Origin of the sequence: Rhizomicrobium sp., assembly GCA_037200385.1 — a bacterium.
Lineage (GTDB): Bacteria > Pseudomonadota > Alphaproteobacteria > Micropepsales > Micropepsaceae > Rhizomicrobium.
Genome location: JBBCGL010000001.1, coordinates 827,132 through 846,478, shown reverse-complemented (window position 1 = coordinate 846,478; position 19,347 = coordinate 827,132). Strand labels below are relative to the sequence as shown.

The 19,347-nt window shown below is 65.8% G+C and carries 19 protein-coding genes; 7 read left to right on the top strand and 12 right to left on the bottom strand.

All coding sequences use genetic code 11. The features are described from left to right. Window positions 1-237: 237 nt before the first annotated feature. The 4 genes from WDM91_03990 to WDM91_03975 all read right to left on the bottom strand — a co-directional run bounded on the left by WDM91_03990 (window position 238) and on the right by WDM91_03975 (window position 4,068). Window positions 238-1,044, bottom strand: a complete 807-nt coding sequence (locus WDM91_03990) for a transglutaminase family protein (protein MEI9993736.1) — start codon at window positions 1,042-1,044, stop codon at window positions 238-240. 18 nt (window positions 1,045-1,062) lie between these two features. Then, window positions 1,063-1,983: a transglutaminase family protein gene (locus WDM91_03985; GenBank protein MEI9993735.1), complete on the bottom strand. Its 921-nt coding sequence runs from the start codon at window positions 1,981-1,983 to the stop codon at window positions 1,063-1,065. Window positions 1,984-2,060: 77 nt separating this feature from the next. Further along, window positions 2,061-3,032, bottom strand: a complete 972-nt coding sequence (locus WDM91_03980; GenBank protein ID MEI9993734.1) for an alpha/beta hydrolase-fold protein — start codon at window positions 3,030-3,032, stop codon at window positions 2,061-2,063. Between the two features lie 19 nt (window positions 3,033-3,051). Then, complete coding sequence (locus tag WDM91_03975) at window positions 3,052-4,068, bottom strand: polyprenyl synthetase family protein (protein ID MEI9993733.1); 1,017 nt, start codon at window positions 4,066-4,068, stop codon at window positions 3,052-3,054. A 75-nt stretch (window positions 4,069-4,143) separates the two neighbouring features. Between WDM91_03975 and WDM91_03970 the strand changes: the two genes are divergently transcribed. The 4 genes from WDM91_03970 to glyS all read left to right on the top strand — a co-directional run bounded on the left by WDM91_03970 (window position 4,144) and on the right by glyS (window position 8,631). Continuing rightward, the gene (locus WDM91_03970; GenBank protein ID MEI9993732.1) at window positions 4,144-5,079 is read left to right on the top strand and encodes a DUF2007 domain-containing protein; all 936 of its coding nucleotides are present in this window, start codon (window positions 4,144-4,146) and stop codon (window positions 5,077-5,079) included. After that, window positions 5,076-5,606, top strand: coding sequence for a VOC family protein (locus WDM91_03965; GenBank protein MEI9993731.1), 531 nt, complete (start codon window positions 5,076-5,078; stop codon window positions 5,604-5,606). The genes WDM91_03970 and WDM91_03965 overlap by 4 nt, the downstream gene beginning before the upstream one ends. A 67-nt stretch (window positions 5,607-5,673) precedes the next feature. Next, window positions 5,674-6,558, top strand: coding sequence for a glycine--tRNA ligase subunit alpha (locus WDM91_03960; protein MEI9993730.1), 885 nt, complete (start codon window positions 5,674-5,676; stop codon window positions 6,556-6,558). Window positions 6,559-6,561: 3 nt separating this feature from the next. Then, window positions 6,562-8,631 carry a glycine--tRNA ligase subunit beta gene (gene glyS, locus WDM91_03955; protein MEI9993729.1) on the top strand — a complete coding sequence of 690 codons (2,070 nt, stop codon included), beginning with the start codon at window positions 6,562-6,564 and terminating at the stop codon, window positions 8,629-8,631. A 29-nt stretch (window positions 8,632-8,660) separates the two neighbouring features. Here glyS and WDM91_03950 read toward each other — a convergent pair whose 3' ends face one another. After that, on the bottom strand, window positions 8,661-8,948 hold the full coding sequence (locus WDM91_03950; GenBank protein ID MEI9993728.1) for a DUF4242 domain-containing protein: 288 nt from the start codon (window positions 8,946-8,948) through the stop codon (window positions 8,661-8,663). A gap of 93 nt (window positions 8,949-9,041) precedes the next feature. Next, entirely contained in the window at window positions 9,042-9,443 is a 402-nt protein-coding gene (locus WDM91_03945) for an MAPEG family protein (protein MEI9993727.1), read from the bottom strand. A 158-nt stretch (window positions 9,444-9,601) separates the two neighbouring features. Here WDM91_03945 and ppdK point away from each other — a divergent pair, with 158 nt between their 5' ends. Beyond that, window positions 9,602-12,274, top strand: coding sequence for a pyruvate, phosphate dikinase (gene ppdK / locus WDM91_03940; protein MEI9993726.1), 2,673 nt, complete (start codon window positions 9,602-9,604; stop codon window positions 12,272-12,274). A 201-nt stretch (window positions 12,275-12,475) separates the two neighbouring features. Beyond that, the gene (locus WDM91_03935) at window positions 12,476-13,120 is read left to right on the top strand and encodes a cell wall hydrolase (GenBank protein MEI9993725.1); all 645 of its coding nucleotides are present in this window, start codon (window positions 12,476-12,478) and stop codon (window positions 13,118-13,120) included. 75 nt (window positions 13,121-13,195) lie between these two features. On the opposite strand, the gene WDM91_03930 is transcribed toward WDM91_03935, so the two are convergent. The 4 genes from WDM91_03930 to nadA are packed head-to-tail and all read right to left on the bottom strand — an operon-like array spanning window position 13,196 to window position 17,472. Next, entirely contained in the window at window positions 13,196-13,966 is a 771-nt protein-coding gene (locus WDM91_03930) for an SDR family oxidoreductase (protein MEI9993724.1), read from the bottom strand. A 32-nt stretch (window positions 13,967-13,998) separates the two neighbouring features. Next, the gene (gene nadC / locus WDM91_03925) at window positions 13,999-14,859 is read right to left on the bottom strand and encodes a carboxylating nicotinate-nucleotide diphosphorylase (protein ID MEI9993723.1); all 861 of its coding nucleotides are present in this window, start codon (window positions 14,857-14,859) and stop codon (window positions 13,999-14,001) included. Next, window positions 14,856-16,439, bottom strand: coding sequence for an L-aspartate oxidase (locus WDM91_03920; protein ID MEI9993722.1), 1,584 nt, complete (start codon window positions 16,437-16,439; stop codon window positions 14,856-14,858). Before WDM91_03920 ends, nadC begins: the two co-directional genes overlap by 4 nt. Window position 16,440: 1 nt before the next feature. Next, entirely contained in the window at window positions 16,441-17,472 is a 1,032-nt protein-coding gene (nadA, locus tag WDM91_03915; GenBank protein MEI9993721.1) for a quinolinate synthase NadA, read from the bottom strand. Window positions 17,473-17,722: 250 nt separating this feature from the next. Here nadA and WDM91_03910 point away from each other — a divergent pair, with 250 nt between their 5' ends. Continuing rightward, window positions 17,723-18,151: a hypothetical protein gene (locus WDM91_03910; GenBank protein MEI9993720.1), complete on the top strand. Its 429-nt coding sequence runs from the start codon at window positions 17,723-17,725 to the stop codon at window positions 18,149-18,151. A 7-nt stretch (window positions 18,152-18,158) separates the two neighbouring features. Here WDM91_03910 and WDM91_03905 read toward each other — a convergent pair whose 3' ends face one another. Further along, window positions 18,159-18,692, bottom strand: a complete 534-nt coding sequence (locus WDM91_03905; protein ID MEI9993719.1) for a hypothetical protein — start codon at window positions 18,690-18,692, stop codon at window positions 18,159-18,161. Window positions 18,693-18,700: 8 nt separating this feature from the next. Beyond that, entirely contained in the window at window positions 18,701-19,255 is a 555-nt protein-coding gene (locus tag WDM91_03900) for a response regulator (GenBank protein MEI9993718.1), read from the bottom strand. Window positions 19,256-19,347: the final 92 nt, after the last annotated feature.

The following is a 19,347-nucleotide window of genomic DNA, read 5'->3' as shown; positions in this document are numbered from 1 at the left end:
GATCCAATTCTACGATTTCATCCATCAATATTATTATTAATCCCGAGATAGGATTTTTATATTGTGAAATACCAATATTGACACCGTGCTGACGCCCTCGAGACCGTGATGGAAAAGGAGAGTGGGCATCACCCAGAGGTGCCTCGCGAAGCGAGGCCTCGAAGGGCGACGGGCCGCCCGCGCCGTCCAACCCGATCGCAAACCCCTTTAAATCATCTTATCCGAAGGCTGAGGTGATCACGCCACCTCCTCCGTCACCACCTTGAACGTCACCAGCTCCGCCTTGCCGAACGCCGTCGACAGCGCGACGTCCGCCGCGTCGCGGCCGCGCGCCATCAGGATGCGGCCGATGCGCGGGATGTTGTGCCGCGCATCCCAGGTGTGCCACCGCCCATCCAGATAAACGTCGAACCAGGCGCTGAAATCCATCGGCGACGGGTCGTAGGGCATACCGATATCGCCGAGATAGCCGGTGCAATAGCGCGCCGGGATGTTCATGCAGCGGCACAGCGCGATGGCGAGATGGGCGTAGTCCCGGCACACGCCCAGCTGCTCGCGATGCGCGTCGAAGGCCGTGCGGTCGGGCCGTGCGTGCTGATAGCCGAACACGATGCGGTCATGCGCATAGTCCGCGATGGCCTTCGCCCGCGTCCAGCCCGGCGGCGTCTGGCCGAACGTCTGCCAGGCGAAATCGGCCAGCTTGTCGGTGTCGCAATAGCGGCTGCCCATCAGGAAGACGAGGACGTCATCCGGCAGGTCGTCGATCTCCGCCTGGCGCGCGCCTGTCGGCACGATGTCTTGCAGGCCGCTGTCGCGTATCAGGAAGTCGGCGGTGAAATGCGTCGTGCCGGCCGGCGCCACCAGCCTGGTGCAGACATTGCCGAAGCCGTCGCGATAGTGGCGAAACGGCAGCGCGGGCGTGGCGGCGAAATTCTCCGGCGTCTGGAGATCGGCTTGCCGCTCTGGCCGCACATGCAACATGAGGAGCAGCGGCGTCTGCGCGGTGCAGGCGAAGGCGATGTCATAGCCGCACCGAATCAGCAATCGTATATCCTCAAAAGGTCAACGCATCCGCACCACGCGTCTGCGTTCGGTCTCCCCGGGCTCTTCGGCCACCACGTCGACTTCGACGTCCATTCCTTGATAGTCGTCCGCATTGCCGGAAAACGTTCCCGACAAGGGCACGGCCTGGGCCGGATCGCGTGCCACGGCGACACGGATCAGGTCGCGGTTGCCGACCAGGCCATTGGTGGGATCGAATTCCGCCCAGCCGCCACCCGGAAGGAAAACGCGCACCCAGGCATGGGTGTTCCCACCGCCCTTGTGCGCCGCGCGCCCCTCGCGCGGTGGGGCGTAGAGATAGCCGGAGACGAACCGTGCGGCGAGGCCGAGCGTCCGTGCCGCTTCCATCATCAGCACGGCGAAGTCGCGGCAGGAGCCGCGACCCAGGGCGAGAGTCTCGAGCGGGGCCTGGGGCGGGCCGCTGGCGCGGCCCTCGTATTTGAGCTCCTCGTGGATCGCCAGCGCCATCGCGGCAAGCAGATGCGGTGCGTCGCGCGCCGTCAGCCCGTCGAGGAAGCGGTGCGACCAGGCGGCCAGCACGCCGTCGGGATCGGCATGGATGGGTGTCCGCGACGGCCCCAGATCGGCGTCGTCGAGCACGTCATAGACGAACGGATAGGCATTGGTGCCGTATTCCGCATGCGGAATGTCCAGCGAATTCTCCGGATGGTGCTCCAGCCGGTTGATGCTCTCGAACACCAGTTCCCGGGCCCGGGTCTCGAAGCGCGCGATGCCGATCGTGTTGCCGAACACGTCATGGACGTAGCGGATGGCGGCCGGCCGCGGCGTGATGGTCAGCACCGATTCGAGCACATGCTGGTCGAAGCTCTCGCGCGGCCGGAACATCATGCGATGTTCGCCGAACGAAACCGGCTGCGCATAGCGATAGCGTGTCAAATGACGCACGCTCAAGACGGTCACGATGGGCCCACCCGCGATTCCGTGACCATCATGCGCCATTGTGCATCCGCGAAGGCGTGGCGGAAGGTCGCGCCGGGTTACGACCCGGGATACCCGTGCCACAGCCACTCCAGCGCGCCGGGCAGGGTCTGCTCGGTCACCCGCGGATCGACATGCCGTGCGCCGAGCGAGAGCGTGAAGCGGTAGGCATAGCCCTTGGCCTTCAGCACGGCTGCCATGCGCCGATTGGCGAGCGGCCAATTGTGCCAGGTCTCCTCCGGATCGTCGAAATGCAGGTCCTTCTCGCCGACCTCCAGCCAGAGCCGGATCGGCTTGCGCTCCGCATTCGGCAGGATCGTCGCGTGATACTCCCAGGCACCGCGCGGCGTCGCCTCGCTCGGCGGCGATTGCTGGTTCACGAACGTCCCGGAATAGCAGAGCACGCGGCGGTAGCGCTCTGGATGGAACCACGCCATCGAGAAGGCACACGCCGCGCCCGAGCTCGCGCCCATCGTCGCCCGCCCCTCGGGATCGTCCGTCAGCGTCACATCGCATTCGTGCATCACGCGCGGCAGCACCTCGCGCTCGATGAAATCGCTATAGGTGCCCGAGACGGTGTCGTATTCGAGCCCGCGCTGGCTGCCCTGTGCATCGCCGCCGCCGCTGTCGATCAGTACGGCGATCATCGGCGGCACGCGTTCCTCCGCGACGAGGTTGTCGAGGACGCGCGGCAGGCGATTGAGATAGCCGTAGCCGTCCTGCGCCACGATGAAGGGCGCCGCCGTACCCGGCACATATTGCTTCGGCACATAGACCCAGACCGTCCGGGTGTAGGGGTAGGGCTCCGACTGCTCGGTTTCGGCGGCCGCGATGCGATTGCCATGCGCATCGCGCCGACTGGTGACCGCGTTCTCCAGCCGGCGGATGCCGGAATAGATCGCACTGTCCGTCGATTGCATGATGAAGGCATGCACCGTGCCCGCCGGCACGCCGGGCTGAAGTCTGAATTCCGGAGCAGGCACATAGTCCGGCCCTATGACGAAATCGCCCATCGCAAACCGCTCCGTCATGACTGTCAGACGCCGCGAGCTAATAGGCCCGCTCGACACAGAAATCTGCGATGTCGGCCAAGGCGGCGCGGATGTCGCTGTCGGGAAGACCGTCCAGCGCGGCCTTCGCGCTGTCGGCATAGTGGCGGGCGCGCGTCATGGTTTCCTGGATCGCACCGGTGGCCTCGACATAGCTGATGGCGCGTTCGAGATCGGCGTCGCTCTGCGGGCCGCCCTCGATCACCCGCTTCCAGAACACCTCCGCCTGCTTGTCGGCGCGGGCATAAGCGAGGATCACGGGAAGCGTGACCTTGGCCTCGCGGAAATCGTCGCCGACCGCCTTGCCCATCAGCGCCTGGCGGCCGGAATAATCGAGCGCGTCGTCGACTAGCTGGAAGGCGATGCCCAGGCTCATCCCGTAGGCGCGCATCGCCTGAACGAAAGCGGGACCCCTGGTGCACAGCGTGGCACCCGACTCGGCCGCGGCGGCGAAGAGTTCGGCGGTCTTGGCGTTCACGACCTTCAGATAGTGCTCCTCCGTCGTGCCGAGATTGCTCTCCGATTTGAGCTGCATGACCTCGCCTTCGGCGATGATCGCGGACGCGCCTGCGAGGATCTCGAGGACCCGCAGGCTGCCGGTCGCAACCATCATCTCGAAGGCGCGCGAGAACAGGAAGTCGCCGACCAGGACGGTCGCCTTGTTGCCCCAGACGAGATTGGCCGCGACCTTGCCGCGACGCAGGGTGCTGGCGTCGACCACGTCGTCATGCAGCAGGGTCGCGGTATGGATGAACTCGACCGCGGCCGCGAGATTGACCTGCTTGTCGCCCTCATAGCCGCCCATCCGCGCGGCAGCCAGGGTCAGCATGGGGCGAAGGCGCTTGCCGCCCGAATCGATCAGGTGCCGCGACAGCTCCGGGATCAGCGCCACGGCGCTGCCCATCCGGGCATGGATCATCCGGTCCGTCGCCGCCATGTCGGCGGCCACGAGGGTATGCAGGCGTTCGACCGGCGAGACGTCGTCGCTCTTGGCCTTGCGCGTTTCGGGCTTCAACATGGCGCCGACATTGCGAGTGGAATATCTTGCGGTCAAGCTGACCAAACCTCGCAGCCCGGTCCCTGGAAAACGTAAATGCGCCCGATACTTAAGACCAATGATCCGGTCCTTCTGAGCTTTGCGCGGGACGCCCTGGCGCAGAGCGGCATCGAAAGCGTCGTGTTCGACGAATATGCCAGTGTGATGGACGGCAGCCTGGGCATCCTGCCGCGGCGCCTGATGGTGGCGGACGACGACGCCGACCGTGCCGGGCTGGTGCTCAGGGAGGTTCGAAGTCGCAGCGAATCGGCACCGCAGCCAACCGAGGACCGCTTCCTCGGCGGGCAGGTGATCGTGCGCCAGATGCAGGAGGGATTCCGCAGCGGGTTGGACGCGGTGATGCTTGCAGCGGCGGTGCCGGCCTGTGAGGGCGACGACGTGTTGGAGCTGGGCAGCGGCGCAGGGACCGCGAGCCTGTGCCTCGCGGCGCGTTTGCGCGGCGTCCACGTGACCGGGGCGGAGATCGAGAGCGCGCAGGTGACGCTGGCGAACGGCAATGCGAACGCGAACGAGGTCGGCGACCGGGTCGTATTCGTCACGGTGGACGTGCTTGATCTGCCGGGCGACATGAAGCGCGATTACGACCACGTGTTCTGCAATCCGCCCTTCCATGGTGCGGAGGGTAACGTCTCGCCCGATGAGTCGCGCGCAACCGCCACTCACGACGACGGCGAACTGGCGGCTTGGCTGGAGGTCGGCGTCAAGCGGACCGCGTCCGGCGGCACGTTCACTTGCATCCTGCGGGCCGACCGGCTGGGCGAGGCCCTGGCGGCGCTGCCGGCGAAGGGCCTGCGGATCTATCCGCTGCATCCGCGCGAAGGCGAGCCGGCGAAGCGCGTGATCGTGCAGGTCAGGAAGGGGTCGCGTGCGGCGCTCGCGCTGCTGCGCGGCTTGGTGCTGCACACCGATGACGGGTCCTATACGGCGCAAGCCGACGCCGTCTTGCGTGGCGAACGGGCGATCGGACTATGAGCCGCATCTTCGGAAAGGTCTGCCAGAACGGCTATGTCGTGCGCGACATTGAGGCGGCGATGCGGCACTGGACCGAAGTGCTGGGCATCGGGCCTTTCTACTATATCGAACGTGTGGAGATGGACTGGTTCCGCTATCGCGGCGAAGCGTCCTCTCCCGCGGTGAGCATCGCGCTGGCGAACAGCGGCGACCTGCAGATCGAGTTGATCCAGCAGCGCAACGACGCGCCCAGCATGTATCGCGATTTCCTTGCCGATGGCCGCGAAGGGCTGCAGCACATGTCGTATTGGACGGGTGACTATCAGGCCGAGCTCGACCGCTTCCTGGCACTGGGATTCCAGGTCGGCCAGGAGGGACAGATCGGCGGGCCGCAAGGCCGCTTCGCCTATTTCGATACCGAAACCCATCCCGGAACGGTGATCGAGATTTCGGACATCTCGGGAGGCAAAGGCGCGTTCTTCGCGCGGATCCGCGAAGCGGCGGCGAACTGGGACGGCTCGCGCCCCATCCGGCCGGTGCGTTCGTGAGACGGACGCCTTGTCGGGGCAGGGACCGGTCTGTAGGTTCCGGACCTCTTTTTCAGACGTGGAACCGGTGGCAAAGGCGAAGACTTTCCAGGATCTCATCCTGACGCTCCAGGCCTATTGGGCATCCAAGGGATGCCTGATCCTACAGCCCTATGACGACAACATGGGCGCGGGCACTTTCCACCCGGCGACCACGCTGCGGGCCTTGGGGCCAAGGCCGTGGCGCGCCGCCTTTGTCCAGCCCTCGCGGCGGCCCAAGGATGGGCGTTATGGCGAGAACCCCAACCGGCTGCAGCACTACTACCAGTATCAGGTGATCATGAAGCCGGCGCCGGCCGACATCCAGGACCTCTATCTCGACAGCCTGCGCGCCATCGGGCTCGACCCGGCGCTGCACGACATCCGCTTCGTCGAGGACGATTGGGAGAGCCCGACGCTGGGCGCCTGGGGCCTGGGCTGGGAAGTGTGGTGCGACGGGATGGAGGTGAGCCAGTTCACTTATTTCCAGCAGGTCGGCGGCATCGATTGCGATCCGGTCTGTGGCGAGATCACCTACGGGCTCGAGCGCCTCGCGATGTATGTGCAGAACGTCGAGAACGTCTACGACCTGCAATTCAACGAGGACTTCAAATACGGCGAGGTGTTCCACCAGGCCGAACAGGAATTCTCCGCCTACAATTTCGAGATGGCGGATACCGACATCCTGTTCCAGCATTTCAAGGATGCCGAGAAGCAGTGCCAGGAGCTGGTCAGCGGCAACAAGAAGCTGGCGCTGCCGGCTTACGACCAATGCATCAAGGCGAGCCACACCTTCAACCTGCTCGATGCGCGCGGCGTGATCAGCGTGACGGAGCGCGCCGCCTATATCGGCCGGGTGCGGGCGCTGGCCAAGGCCTGCTGCGAGGCCTGGCTGGCGACGCCGATGGGCGCGTATACGCCACGAGGGGCGTAACCCATGTCTGATCTCCTCCTCGAACTGTTCAGCGAAGAAATCCCCGCGCGCATGCAGGCGCAGGCGGCCAAGGACCTCGAACGGTTGGTCGTCGGCGCGCTGGCGGACCGCGGGCTGCTGTTCGAAGGCGCCAAGGCCTTCGCGGGACCGCGCCGGCTGACGCTGGCAGTGAGCGGCCTGCCGGCCAAGCAGCCGGACGTCTCGGAAGAGAAGAAGGGCCCGCGGGTCAACGCGCCGGCCAAGGCGATCGAGGGCTTCCTGCGCTCGGCCGGCGTCACGCTGGCGGATTGCGAGCAGCGCGACGACGGCAAGGGGCCGTTCTATGTCGCGGTGATCGGCCTCAAGGGCCGCGCCACGGCGGATGTCATCGCGGAGTTCCTGCCCGACGTTCTGGCCAAGCTGCCTTGGCCCAAATCGATGCGCTGGCCGCAGGCGACCAACGCACCGGTCCGCTGGGTGCGGCCGCTGCATTCGATCCTGTGCACGCTGGATGGCGAGGTCGTAGAGTTCGCCTTCGCGGGCGTGACCGCGGACGTCACGACGCGCGGCCATCGTTTCCTGTCGAGCGGCGTGATCGCGGCCAAGCGCTTCGACGACTATGTCGCCAAGCTGCGCGCCGCGCATGTGATCCTCGACGCGGAAGAGCGCAAGGCGATCATCTTCGAAGCGGTCAAGCAGGCGGCGTTCATCCATGGGCTGGAGATGATCCCGGACGAGGGGCTGCTGAACGAGGTCGCGGGCCTCGCGGAATGGCCGGTGGTGCTGCTCGGCACGATCGAGAACCAGTTCATGGACGTGCCGGCGGAGATCCTCCAGACCACGATGCGGGTGCATCAGAAATATTTCGCGCTGCGCGATCCGGCCACCGGAAAGATGGCGAACCGTTTCGCGCTGGTCGCGAACATGGTCGCCGAGGACGGCGGCAAGCAGATCATCGCCGGCAACGAGCGCGTGCTGCGCGCGCGGCTGTCGGATGCGAAGTTCTTCTGGGACCAGGACCGCAAGGTGAAGCTCGCGGATCGAGTAGCGGCGCTGGGCGACATCGTGTTCCACGCCAAGCTTGGGACGCAGCTTGAGCGGGTGGAGCGGATCGAGGCGCTGGCGAGAAAGATCGGTGCGCAGATCGGCGGCGACATCGCCGAAAATGCCGGCCGCGCGGCACGACTTGCAAAGGCCGATCTCACCACCGGCGTCGTCGGCGAATTCCCGGAGCTGCAAGGCACAATGGGGCGTTACTATGCCCTCCACGATCATGAGGATGCGGACGTCGCCGACGCCATTCGCGATCACTACAAGCCCGTTGGACCGAGCGACATCGTGCCTGTCTCGCGCGTCTCCTGGGCCGTCGCATTGTCCGACAAGTTGGATACGCTCTATGGAATGTTCGCGAATGGCGAACGTCCAACCGGATCGGGCGATCCCTATGCGTTGAGACGCGCCGCGTTGGGCGTGATCCGCATCTTGCTCGAAAAGGATTTGCGGTTTTCGCTCAATGAGCTGTGCGGCTGGGCCGCACAAGGATATGGCGATGGGGACGAAGCCGTAATTTCGGACTTGGTCACGTTCTTCGCCGAGCGCCTGAAGGTCGTCCAGCGCGCCAAGGGCATGCGGCATGATTTGATCGACGCCGTGTTTTCGCTCGGTAATGAGGATGAACTGGTGCGGATCGTCTCGCGGGTCGAGGCGCTGCAGGCATTCCTAAAGACGGACGACGGCGCGAATCTGCTCGCAGGCTACAAACGCGCCACGAATATCCTCAAGGCGGAAGAGAAGAAAGACGGCGTAGTGTTTGACGGCGCGTTCGATTTCGCTTTGCTGAGCGAACCGGCCGAGAAGGTCTTGGCGGACACGCTCGGATTGACACAGGTGGCAATTGCGCCGTCGCTGGAGACCGAGGCTTTTGCCGTGGCCATGACGGTGATGGCGGGACTGCGCACTCCGGTCGACGCGTTTTTCGAAAAGGTGAAGGTCAACGCCGACGACCGCGCGGTGCGGGCGAACCGGCTCAACCTGCTGGGCGCGCTGCGCGCGACTCTGCACCAGGTGGCGGATTTCTCGAAGATCGAGGGATGACTTTCCTCCCCCGGGGGAGGAAAGTTGGATCACGCCCCGTCCTTCTCCGTCGTCGGATCGATCATCTTGCGGACTTCGGTGATCTTGGTCGCGGGGAAGCCGCTGATCTCGGCGTGCTTGCGGATCGTGGCCTCGTCCTTCGCCAGATAGACACAGAAGGTCTTGTCCGCCGCCACGAAGCTCTCCTGCCACTGGATATCGGGCGCGAGCTGGGCCAGCGCTTCGTTCGACTTCGCGGCAGCCGCCTTCAATTGCTCGCGCTCGAAGGAGCCGACGGCGGGGATGTCGCGTTCGATGATGTATTTGCGCAAGGTCATGGGATGTATCCCTCCTCCTGGGCACGCCGAAGGCTAGGAACCTCCGCGCGAACGGTCAAGCCGTGGACGCCGGAACTTTGCCGGTCAGCCGGTTCAGATTCCGCCCGGTGGCAGGAAGAAGAAGACCCACATCGCCAGTACCGCGAAGTTCGACAGGGCGAACAGCGCGGCGCGGTGGACCGGGCTGTCATAGGTCAGGTGCACGGCGCTGTGCAGCGCCCGCAGCACGACATAGGCCCAGGCGAGCCAGAGCAGCGTCGTATCCACTCGCGTCGCGACGATCGCCATGAGGCATATCACATAGAACAGCACCGGCATTTCGAGCAGGTCGGCGAAATTCGGATTGTGCGAGCCGCCCGGGATGTCGCCGGTCGCGTTGTTCTGGGTCTCCGAACGGCCGCGCCGTGCGAAGCGCTGCGCGGGCACGAACAGCAGGACGAAAAACGTGATGCCGGCGAGCAAGCCCATGGGGGCGAAAATGGCGGCCTGGTTCATGGCGAATCTTTCGTGGGTGCGACGCTAAAAGGTTAGCGCACAATGGCGCTTTCTCTAAGATGGGGCGATACCCGCGACGGTCCTATATAGGATGCCGCGGCGTGCTGCGATCAACACATGGCCCATCGCGGACCATGGCATTTTGCGTGGAAACGATCATGACACAGTGGGTCTATTCGTTCGGGAACGGTTCGGCCGAGGGCGAGGCGGGGATGAAGAACCTGCTGGGCGGCAAGGGCGCCAACCTGGCCGAGATGAGCAATCTGGGCCTGCCGGTCCCGCCGGGCTTCTCGATCACGACCGAGGTCTGCACCCATTATTACGCGAACGGCGAAGCCTATCCGGCAGACCTGAAGTCGGCCGTCGCGGCGGCGCTGGAGCGGATCGGCGAGCTGGCGGACGGCCGGCTGGGCGATCCGGCGCGGCCGCTGCTGGTCTCGGTCCGCTCGGGCGCCCGGGTCTCGATGCCCGGCATGATGGACACCGTGCTCAATCTCGGGCTCAACGCCGAGACCACCGAAGGCCTCGCCAGGATCACCGGCGATGCCCGCTTTGCCTACGATTCCTATCGCCGTTTCATCCAGATGTATTCCGACGTCGTGCTCGGCGTCGAACATGCGATGTTCGAGGAGATCCTCGACAGCCAGAAGGCGGACAAAGGCTATGAGCTCGACACCGAGCTGACGGCAGCCGATCTCAAGAAGATCGCCGAACTGTTCAAGGCGCAGGTCGCCAAGGAACTCGGCAAGCCATTTCCCGAAGACGTGCACGAGCAGCTCTGGGGCGCGATCGGCGCGGTGTTCGGCTCCTGGCGCAGTCCGCGCGCCAATACCTATCGCCGCATCCACAACATCCCGGAGGATTGGGGCACCGCAGTGACCGTGCAGGCGATGGTGTTCGGCAATCGCGGCGAGACCTCTGCCACAGGCGTCGCCTTCACGCGCGATCCGTCGACCGGCGAGAAGATCCTCTATGGCGAGTTCCTGATCAACGCGCAGGGCGAGGACGTCGTCGCGGGCATCCGCACGCCGCAGGCGATCAGCAAGATCGTGCGCGAGCGGCAGGGCGCCAAGAAGCCTTCGATGGAAGAGGCGATGCCCAAGGCGTTCGCCGAGCTCAAGGCGATCTGCGACCGGCTCGAGGCGCACTATCGCGACATGCAGGATCTCGAATTCACGGTGCAGGAAGGCAAGCTCTTCATGCTGCAGACCCGCAGCGGCAAGCGCACGGCGGAAGCGGCGCTGAAGGCCGCGGTCGACATGGAGCATGAAGGGCTGATCGACCGGCGCGAGGCGGTGGGCCGGGTCGATCCGGCGGCGCTCGACCAGCTGCTGCATCCGACGCTCGATCCCAATTCGCCCAAGGAGCAGATCGCGATCGGCCTCGCGGCGTCGCCGGGCGCGGCGACCGGCGAGGTGGCGTTCACCGCCGACGAAGCGGAGAAGCTCGCGGCGGACCGCCGCGACGTGATCCTGGTGCGCACCGAGACGAGCCCGGAGGATATCCACGGCATGCACGCGGCGCGCGGCATCCTCACGGCGCGCGGCGGCATGACCAGCCACGCCGCGGTGGTGGCGCGGGGCATGGGACGGCCCTGCGTCTCGGGCGCCGGATCGATCAAGATCGACGTCGCGAACGGCGTGATGGTGTGCGGCAGCCACACGATCCGGCGCGGCGACATCATCACCATCGACGGCGCCAGCGGCTGCGTCTTCAAGGGCCGCGTCGAGCTGCGCCAGCCGGAGCTGACCGGCGATTTCGGCATCCTGATGGGTTGGGCCGATTCGATCCGTACACTGAAGGTCCGCACCAATGCGGACACGCCCGGCGATGCGAGCGTGGCGCGCAAATTCGGGGCGGAAGGCATCGGGCTGTGCCGCACCGAGCACATGTTCTTCGAGGCCGATCGCATCATCGCGGTGCGCCAGATGATCCTGGCCGACGCCAAGGCGGACCGCGAGGCGGCGCTGGCCCGCCTCTTGCCGATGCAGCGCGGCGATTTCGAGGGAATCTTCCAGGCGATGGAGGGCCTGCCGGTCACTATCCGCCTGCTCGATCCGCCGCTGCACGAGTTCCTGCCGCAGAAGGAAGAGGAGATCGCGGAAGTGGCGCGCGCCGCCGGCAGCGACCCGGCCAAATTGCGCGCCCGCGCCATCGCGCTGCACGAATCGAACCCGATGCTCGGCCATCGCGGCGTGCGGCTCGGCATCACCTATCCCGAGATCTACGAGATGCAGGTCCGCGCCATGCTCGAGGCGGCGCTGGACGTCGAGGCCGCCGGCGGCAAGGCGGTGCAGCTCGAGATCATGGTGCCGCTGGTGGGATTCAAGAGCGAACTCGACCGCATCAAGGAGCGCATCGACGTCGTGGCGGCGGCGGTGAAGCTGGAGCGGGGCAGGCTGCCGCACTATCTCGTCGGCACGATGATCGAACTGCCGCGTGCGGCCTTGCGCGCGAAGGAGATCGCCCAGACCGCCGAGTTCTTCTCCTTCGGGACCAACGATCTGACCCAGACCACCATCGGGATCAGCCGCGACGACGCCGGGATGTTCCTCACGGACTACCTCAACAAGGGCGTGATCGCGCGCGATCCGTTCGTCACCATCGACGTCGACGGTGTCGGCGAACTGGTGCGGATCGCGGCCGAGCGCGGCCGCTCGGCGCGTCCCGATCTCAAGCTCGGCATCTGCGGAGAGCATGGCGGCGACCCCGACTCGATCCGTTTTTGTCACGAAGCGGGACTCGATTACGTGTCGTGCTCGCCGTTCCGCGTGCCCGTCGCGCGGCTTGCCGCCGCCCAGGCGGCGTTGATGAGACGCAACGACGAGTAGTGATCCGCCTACGGACGATGCAGGGAAACGCTGGATTTTCCGGCGTCAAATGACGCTGTGTCACGAATATGAAAATTTTATTTGACGATTCGGCTTTTCGAGGGCACAAGCCCGATCCACTTTTATCAAAGCAGGGCGGGGGCTGTTCGGTTTTTATTTTTGCGTGAACGAAATCCGAAAGAGCTAGAGAGTCCGAAGATCATGAAAACCAGAGATGCCTTGTCGCGATCCGATCGCGTACTCGTCGGCGCGCTCGCCATCGTGCTCGCCACCGCGAGTGCGGCGGTCGGCGCTTCGCTGAACGATCGTCCGCATACGGAGGAAATCCGCGTCATCGCGGTCGAGAAGCCGGTGGTGAAGGTTGTCCAGGCCCCGGCCATCCCCGCCGCCATCGCGATGCGCGGCGCCGGCACCAACACGGTACTGGCCAAGCTCCTGCAGGAGCACAAATGCCTTGCCGAGGTCATGTATTACGAGGCGCGAGGGGAGAGCGAGGAAGGCCAGAAGGCCGTCGCCGAGGTCGTCTACCGCCGCATGCACACCGGCAATTTCGGTCATTCGATCTGCGCCGTGGTCTATGAGGGCGTAGCGACCGGCTCCTGCCAATTCTCCTTCGCCTGCGATGGGGCGCGCGAAGCGAACCGCGAACCCGGCCCGTGGCGCGAAGCGCAGGCGCTTGCCGCTCGCATCATGGTCAATGAGGAGCAGCTCGCCAATTCCACCGACGGTGCCGTGGCGTTCCACACTTCGGCGGTGCAGCCGCAATGGCCCGGCTATGTCCGCACGGTCCAGATCGGCAACCACGTCTTTTACCGTCGTGGCCATGCCCGGACCAACGGCGCTTGACATAACAACCATCTGAAAAGAAAACGCCGGAGCGCGCATAACGCTCCGGCGTTTGTGCTTGCAGGTTCCGCGTTCCTAGAAATTCACCCGCCGGCTGATCGCGCCGTCGACCAGCAGGTTGACGCCGGTGGTGAAGGACGAAGCGGGGCTGGCGAGAAAAACCGTGGCGTTCGCGATATCCTGCGGCGTCGCCATACGGCCGGTGGGATTGCGCTCCATCGCGCCCTTGTAGACCGCCGGCATGTTCTTCTCGATCATGTTCCATACGCCGCCCTCGAAATAGACCGTGCCCGGCGACACGACATTGGCGCGGATATGCTTCTTGGCATAGTGCCGCGCGAGGCCCTTGGCGTAGTGGATCAGCGTCGCCTTGATCGGCCCATACGAGCTGGGGCCATCGCTCTCGGCCGCCGACACCGAGGAGATGATGGTGAAGGAGGCGTCGCCATGCCTCTCGGCCGCTGTCTCGAGGAAAGGCTTGGCGGCGTCGAAGGCGTTGACCATGCCCAGCACGTCGAGCTTGAAGTTCTGCTCCCAGGACGCGGGATCGCCGCCCTGCGCCATCGCGCCGGCATTGGAGATCAGGATGTCGATGCCGCCGAGCTCGCCGCCCGCGGCCGCGATCCAGGTCTTGAGCGCCGCGCCGTCCATGATGTCGACGGAGGCGCCGGTGGCCTTCACGCCCTTGTCCTTCAACGCGGCGACGGCGTCCTTCACCTGATCGGCGTTGCGGGCGCAGAGCGCGACATTGGCGCCTTCCGCCGCCAGCGTGTCGGCGATGGCGCGCCCGATGCCGCGCGTGCCGCCGAGGATGACGGCGTTCTTGCCCTTGAGATGAAGGTCCATGTGCGTCTCCGGTTTTTCCGGAGCGCACTTAACTAGAAGTCGAGCCCCAGGTCGAGGTTCGGCGCGCTATGGGTGATGCTGCCGGCCGAGATGTAGTCGACGCCGGTCTCTGCGATGGCGCGCACGGTCGCCAGCGTGACGTTGCCCGACGCTTCGAGCGTCGCGCGTCCATTGGCCAGCGCAACGGCCTGGCGCAGCGTCTGCGGCGACATGTTGTCCAGCAGGATGGTATCCACACCCAGCGCCAGCGCCTCTTCGAGCTGGGCGAGCGTGTCGACCTCGAGTTCGATCTTCGCCATGTGGCCAAGGCCGGCGCGCACCCGCGCGATCGCGGGCCCGATCCCGCCCGCGGCGACCAGATGGTTGTCCTTGATCAGCACGGCATCGTCGAGACCGAAACGGTGGTTGAAGCCGCCGCCGCAACGCACGGCGTATTTCTCCAGTAGACGCAGGCCCGGCGTGGTCTTGCGGGTGCAGACGATGCGCGCCCGTGTGCCTTCGACGGCATCGACCAGGGCGCGGGTCGCAGTCGCGATGCCGGAGAGATGCCCGGCGAAATTGAGCGCGACGCGCTCGCCGGTGAGAAGGCCGCGTGCTGGGCCTTCGACGGTGGCGAGGACGGTGCCGGCCGCGACGGTCGAGCCGTCCGGCGCCAGCGCGGTGAAGGTCAGCGACGGATCGGCGAGCCGGAAAGCGCTCTCGGCCGCGATGAGGCCGGCAATGGTACCGGGCTTTCGCGCAGCTAGCTTTGCCACGGCGCATATCTCAAGCGGAATGGTGAGTTCGCTCGTGATGTCGCCGGCACGGCCCAGATCCTCCTCCAATGCGTGGCGCACGATCGGCTCGAGCAGCAGCGCATGCGGTGGGCGGGTGAAAGGCAGGGCGGCGGTCACGCGGTGCTGCGCTCGGCCTGGGCAGGCCTTGCGGATTGCGCAATGGTTTCCGCATCGGCCAGCGTCATGAAGCTGCGTTGCGCGATCGGGGCGGCCTGTGGGTAATCCGTGCGATAGTGACCGCCTCGGCTCTCGCGGCGAACCAGCGCCGCCGCCGTCACGAGCTTGGCGGCCGCCGTCATGTTGAGCAAGGCTGCTTCATTGCCGCCGGCGCGCTCGACCTGGCCGATCACGGCGAGCGCTTCGACCAGGCCTTCCGCATCGCGCTCCAATCCGACGAGGCGCGTCATTGCATCGCGCAGGACATGCGGCGGAGCGGGCGAGGCGAAGCGCTCGGGTGCCGGCGGGTTGCCGCGGCCGGGTCGCGCGGTCACCGTCGCCGCGATGTCGTCCGCGGCGCGGGCGCCGAAGACCAGACCTTCCAGAAGAGAGTTCGAGGCCAGGCGATTGGCGCCGTGCAAGCCGGTGGCGGCGCATTCCCCGACGACCCAAAGGCCGTCCAGCGACGAGCGTCCGCGGTCGTCGCTCGCGATGCCGCCCATGTGATAGTGCGCGGCCGGCGCGACGGGGATCGGCTGTGTGGCGGGATCGATGCCGGCGGACCGGCAGGCCTCGTAGACGGTCGGGAAGCGCTGCGCGAAAGACGCGCCGATCGCCTGGGTGCAATCGAGGAATGTCTCGTGGCCCGCGGCGCGCTCGCGGTGCAGGGCGCGGGCGACGATGTCGCGCGGCGCCAGCTCGGCGTCCGCATGCACGTCCAGCATGAAGCGGCGGCCGTTCTCGTCGACCAGGATCGCGCCTTCGCCGCGCAGAGCCTCGGTCGCCAGGGGCGCCGGATCGCGTCCGACGGCGATGGCGGTCGGATGGAATTGCACGAATTCGGGATCGGCGATGGTCGCGCCCGCCCGGGCCGCCATGCCGAGACCTTCGCCCCGCGACTCGAGCGGATTCGTGGTCACCGCATACAACGCGCCGAGGCCACCGGTCGCGAACACGATGGCAGGCGCGCGGAACAGCACGAGCCGGGTGTTCGCCCCGATGCCGGTGCGGGCAAAGAGGCCGGTGACGCGGCCGTCCTCGAAGGCGAGTTCGATGGCGTGGAAGCCCTCGCGCAGACTGATCGACGGCGTCGCCAGCGCGCGCTCGGCCAGCGTGCGCGAGATCTCCGCGCCCGCGCGGTCGCCGCGCACATGGACGATGCGGTTGTGGGAATGCGCCGCCTCGCGGCCGAGCGCCAGCGTGTGATCGGCCTTGCGGTCGAATGGCGCGCCATAGGCGACGAGGTCTGCGATGCGTTCCGGCGCCTCGCGCGCCACGAGGGCGGCGATGGCGGGATCGCAAAGGCCGGCGCCGGCGGTCAGCGTGTCGGCGGCATGGTTCTGCCAGCTGTCGTCGGCCCCGAGCGCGGCGGCGATGCCGCCCTGCGCCCAGGCGCTGGAGCCGGACAGGCCGGGCCGCGTCCCGGCGAGGACCGTGACGGGGAAGGGCGCGAGCTTGAGCGCGGTGAAAAGCCCCGCGATGCCGGCGCCGAGGATGAGCGCACCCTTGCACTCGATGATGCTGTCGATGTTCCGGGACATGTCAGGCGGCTTTCTTCATCGGCAGCTTGACCGCAAGCATGCGGTCGATGGCCTTCTTGGCCCGCACCGCGATGGCGGGATCGACCTGGACCTCGAACGTCATCGTCTGCAGCGCATGCAGGATCTTGTCGAGCGTGATGCGTTTCATGTGCGGGCACAGATTGCACGGCCGGATGAATTCGAGGTCGGGATATTCGGCGGCGACGTTGTCGCTCATCGAGCATTCCGTCACCATCACCACGCGGCGCGGACGATGCGTGCCGACATAGTCGATCAGGGCGGCGGTCGAGCCGGCGAAATCGGCTTCCGCGACGACCTCCGGCGGGCATTCGGGATGGGCGAGGACGACGATGCCGGGATGATTGGTGCGGTAGTCGCGGATCTCGGCGGCGGTGAAGCGCTCATGCACCTCGCAGGCGCCTTCCCAGGTGATCACCTTCACGCCCGTCAGGTTGGCGACATTCTGCGCGAGATATTTGTCCGGGATCATGATCACGGTGTCGGTGCCGAATTCGCGCGCGATCTCCTCCACTACCGCGACCGCGTTGGACGAGGTGCAGCACACATCGCTTTCCGCCTTCACATCAGCCGAGGTGTTCACATAGGTGACCACCGGCAGGCCGGGATATCTCTGCTTCAGCAGGCGGACATCGGCGCCGGTGATCGAGGCGGCGAGCGAACAGCCGGCGCGCAGATCGGGGATCAGCACCGTCTTTTCGGGGGACAGGATCTTCGAGGTCTCGGCCATGAAATGCACCCCGGCCTGGACGATGATCTTGGCATCGGTGCGCGCGGCTTCGCGGGCCAGCGCCAGGCTGTCGCCGACGAAGTCGGAGACGCAATGGAAAATCTCCGGCGTCATGTAGTTGTGGCCGAGGATGACCGCGCCCTTCTCGGCCTTCAACCGGTTGATCTCGGCGATGACCGGCGCGAAGACCGGCCATTCGATCTGCGGCACCACATGCGAGACCTTGCGGTACAATGCGTCCGTCGCCTTCGCGACCGCCGGGGTGTAGGCCAGTTCGACGCCCATCTCGTAGCTCCCTGTTTCTCTTCGCCTTTTATACTCACTTTGAGTATATATGTAGGGCAAAAAGACCGGCCTTCAAGGCCGGGTGTCATTAAGGTGTTATGCTACATCTGAGCATAAGTCTGTCAAGAGCTGTCGACCGGCGGTTTACCCAGGGAAACCGGCACAAAATCCATCGCCGCGCATTGTCGCAGGTATGCCGCGTCTAAAGGTCTTCACGACCCAGTCTGGCTTTTACGATCTGGCTGTAGCCGTGTCGTCGCAAGCCAAGGCGCTGGCGGCATGGGGCATCCATCAAAACCTGTTCGCACAGGGCTTGGCGAACGTCGCGTCGGATGCCGCCGTCGTCGACGCTGCGCTGGCGAAGCCCGGCGTCGTGTTGAAGCGGGCCGTCGGCACGAAAGGTGCGTTCGCCGAGGACGCCGCTCCGCCGAAGCTGCCGGGCAGCAAGCGCAAGCCGAAACCACGCACAAACGCAAAAGTCCGCAAAGCGGCGGAACGGGCGGAGGCTGCACTGGCGCAAGCCGCAGCGGCACATGAAGCACAGCAGAGGGCGCTCGAGCAGCAGCGCGCGGCCCTCGCAGCGCGCGCGACGGCGGAAGACAAGGCTTGGTCCGCAAGGCGGCGCGCGCTGGAAGAGAAGGGCAATCGCGCAAGACGGGCCTTGCGCCGGCAGAAATAGCCTTGGCTCAGCCGAGAGCGACGCCCTCTTCGCCGTCGCCGGCCGCCGTGCCGAGCGAACCGAGATTGAAGTGGTTGGTGACCTTGGCTAGTTCGCCCAGCATTCTCTCTGCGTGCTCCGGTGAAAGCGACATGGTACCCGGCGCCAGCAGATGCATGGTCTGCACATGCACCGCGACCGGCTGGCGGTCGTGCATGCCGGCCCGCAGCATGCCGTCGGTGATGTCGCACAGGCTCTTCGCTGCCGTGTCCAGCGCATTGTAAGAGAACGTGCCGGCGAGCGTCACGACCTGATCGGCATGCCGCAGGATTGCACGCATCTCGTCGTCGCCGAGCGTGTCGCCGGCCGCGCGCGCGAACACCACGCCTTCCATGGCGCCGATTGCCGCGCGGATCTGGGCGTCAGCCTCGGCACGCATCGACTCCAGCGTCCGCAAGGCGCCGTCGAGCGCATCGTCGCGCGCGACGCCGCCGCTGCGAGCGGCGAGTTCGGAAAGGCGCGTCGTCGGAAAGAATATCTTCTTTTTTGCCTTGCCCGCCATGTGATCACCTATGCCGCTGAATCGAGTTTCGCCGGCTCGCCGGAGGCATCGCTGCCGCTGGCCGCCTCGTCGGTTTCGCGCTTGAACACGCCATCGAGCGGCGGCGTATCCTTGAACCGCCGGTCGGGGCCGATATAGTCGCCCGCCTCGATGAAAGGCCGCGCGGTTCGCGCAACCCAGGCGATGCGGTCGTACAATGCGGCCGGTGAGACGGGTTTCTTGACGACGAGATTGGCGCCGGCGTCGCGCACCGTCGAGACCAGACGAAGCTGGGTATAGCCCGACATCGCGATGATCGGCACGAAGCGGAACGGGCTCTTCTCCTGGCGCCGGATCCAGCGGATGAAATCGGCGCTCGGCATATCGGGCAGGTCGGCTTCGAGGATGACGAGATCCGCATAGTGATGCAGGAGATGATGCCTGGCCTGCGCGCCGCTTTCGCAGACCGTCGGCGAATCCATTCCGAAGCCGCGCAGCATCTGCGCGACCAGCCCGCGCGTGAACAGGTCGCTGTCGACCAGCAGCGTCGTCACGCTCTTCAGATTTAGCCTTGCTTGTCCCATTCGCCGTCCGCCCCGAGGCCATCATCTTCGGTCACGATTGCGGAACTTTACGGCGTACTGGTTAATTCACTTTTACAGGCTCCTGGCACGCT